This window comes from Verrucomicrobium sp. BvORR034 (genome assembly GCF_000739635.1).
Lineage (GTDB): Bacteria > Verrucomicrobiota > Verrucomicrobiia > Verrucomicrobiales > Verrucomicrobiaceae > Verrucomicrobium.
The window spans coordinates 1-2,572 of the sequence record NZ_BATQ01000173.1; the positions used below are offsets into that span (position 1 = coordinate 1).

The 2,572-nt window shown below is 56.3% G+C and carries 3 protein-coding genes; all 3 read right to left on the reverse strand.

Annotated features, from left to right (window positions below; genetic code table 11):
• Positions 1 to 499: hypothetical protein (locus BV034_RS30410; protein ID WP_265593643.1), on the reverse strand; the 499-nt coding region annotated here is incomplete at its 3' end.
• A gap of 352 nt (positions 500 to 851) precedes the next feature.
• Positions 852 to 1,349 carry an SMI1/KNR4 family protein gene (locus tag BV034_RS35300; RefSeq protein ID WP_081888230.1) on the reverse strand — a complete coding sequence of 166 codons (498 nt, stop codon included), beginning with the start codon at positions 1,347 to 1,349 and terminating at the stop codon, positions 852 to 854.
• Positions 1,346 to 2,572: RHS repeat-associated core domain-containing protein (locus tag BV034_RS36575; RefSeq protein WP_265593644.1), on the reverse strand; the 1,227-nt coding region annotated here is incomplete at its 5' end. The genes BV034_RS36575 and BV034_RS35300, both read right to left, overlap by 4 nt.

The following is a 2,572-nucleotide window of genomic DNA, read 5'->3' on the forward strand; positions in this document are numbered from 1 at the left end:
AGTCCGTGAGCTGGTTGAAGTCGTTGTAGGTGTAGAGCGTTTGGGTGGTGAGAGTGCCATCTGTGCTCACCAGCTTGACGCTGCGGTTGCTGCCGGTGTCATAGGCATAACCGGTCGTGATCACCGGAGAGCCGGGCTGGGCCATGGCCTCACCCGTGAGCCGGTTGGTGGCGTCATACACCATGACGGTGCTGCGCCAGCCCGCGCCCCGTGTGCCTTCTCCGGGCCAGCGTTCTGACTGCACGGTGACATTGCCCACCGCATCATAAGTCCACAGGAACTGGGCCTGCAGGGCGTCGGCGCTGGTGTAGGTCTGGCGCGATTCCAACCGGCCCAGGTCGTCATAGGCGTTGTACTGCCACAACCCATTGGGCTGGGTCTGGGCCACCGCACGGCTGGCCAGGTCATAATGATAGACGGTGGTGCGCCCGCCCTCAGTCACCGCGAGCGGTTTGCCCTGGCTGTCGTAGGTGGTGGCGATGGTCTTGCCCGTGCCCAACGCGCTCCCGGTCCGGCGGCCGCTCAGGTGATGGGCGTCGGCCGCCGGAATAGCCGGTCTTCTGGCATTTTCGCCATGTGAGCAGTTGATTGACGATAGCCTGACTACGGGCAAACTACACCTGACATAGCCAAGCAAGTCGCGCGTCTAACCCGGTTCGTGTGCAAGAGGCAGGTTGAAAACGCCGCTCACCCTCCCCAACGGTTGCCAGGGACGAACACTGGATGGTGGCGGGACCGTGTGTTGATGCGTTCGGATGGTAAGACAAAGCCTCTGCTCACGAGGAGCTTGTTCTGGTGCTTATTTGGGGGATCGCGGACGTCTTGGTACGGGCTGCTATGGGTTGTCACTTTTACTCAGGTGACCCATCATTTTCAGTCAACGGCCCTACTCCTAGCTCTGAAAGGAAGACTGGCAACGATTCAGCTATTCGAATGGTGTAATTGTCAATTGCACTGGCTGACGACCTGTCAATCCGACCACTCCAATCCCAAAAGCAAATGGTTCCATCTTGAGTCATCAGCAGATAGTTTCCATCGCCATCAGAACCAAATGGTACCAGGTTGGGAGGGAATGAAGCGCCAAACTGATCAAGAGCTTGACTGATCTCATTTACTGACAGCAGGTACTCAACCCCTATGCTACAAGGCAAGTAAGGCTTCCTCTGCATTGGAATAAAGTAATTCACTCGATCAAGCATGGAGCCGTTGTGTACTCCAAGCCAAGCCCTCAGGGATTGAGGCAATCGGAGCCCAACACGCCTTTCAAACTCATCAAGCTCGGCGCTAGTTGCTGGTCTCCCTTCATCAAGGAAAACCAGTTCTGGAAATGTTGGAATATTAGGGTTCATTCGGGCTGCAAGGATTTGCGGTGCTTAAACTCTTGTTCGTAACCAGCGGCGTTCCACATGCTGAAAGGATCAGATACAGCTTTCTCGCCAAGGTAATTACGAGCGGTTTGAAGGAACTGCAAGCGCTCCACTGGTGGGACATCATTATGCGGAAGCCCCCGCTCAATCACGCCATCGACTGTGGCGTCCGCCATTTTAGAAGCGCCTAGTGGCCCTGCCAATGCCTGGCCAGGGTCAAGCCATTGTAAGATTGCAATGCCTCCGAGAATCTTTCCAATGCCGCCTCTCGCCTTTCCCATCCGGGCAGCAGACGCTGCGCGCTCACCGTAATGTCCCATGGCATGAATGTCTGCCTGCACAACTATGATCTTGTTGGTTTCAAGATGATGATGCAGCCGAAAATTCTTCAACGAATCACGGACAATTTTGTCCGCTTCTTTATATGAGATTTTCAATTCTTCTCTAACCTGTTTGATCATCTGGCCTCTTGCCTGCGCCGTATCGGCCGCAGCATCTCCAGTGAGCTTGATTTCGTACTCCGTTTGCAACCTCACTCCCATAGCAGAAAGCGAACCCGGCTTCATAGGTGAAAAATCTGGGCGTCCTTTTACAAACTCTACCCCGTTAGGGTATTTCTTTGCCAAAGCAGGCTGTGTTTTCTGATCAATGATGAATCGACTGTTTCCAGGTTCCCCCTCGAAGAATCCATAGTCGCGACTGGGGAATCGTTCAGCTCTTTCTTCTGCTAACCCGTCCGGATCGAAAGCCGTCCACGGATTCTGCCGCACGTACGCATAGACGTTGGGGCCATCCACGAACCCCGCCGGGTCGCGGCTCAGCCACACGCCAGTCTCGATATCCCGGTAGCGGAACCCTTCGTTGAGTAACCCGGTTGGATCTTCCTCCTTGGTATTGGCACGCTGCCGGTCCAGGTTGGTCCCGGTTTCCACCGGACGTTTGCCGTAGGCTTCGTAGCTGGCTGTCCAGGTCAGGGCTCCCGCGTCGTTGCTCTGGGCCACGACGTCTCCACGACCGTTGCTCATCGCATACTTCGCCTCGGTCCCGCCGTTGCGCAGGCTGTACATCATGCCGCCCACGCCACCGCCCATGTCGGGACCACGCAGGTATTCCACCGTGGGCGTGATGCCCTGGGATTCATACTCGGCCACACTCAGGCCACCGCTGAACACGATGGCGGTGCCAATCCCGTTCTCCACCCGGCT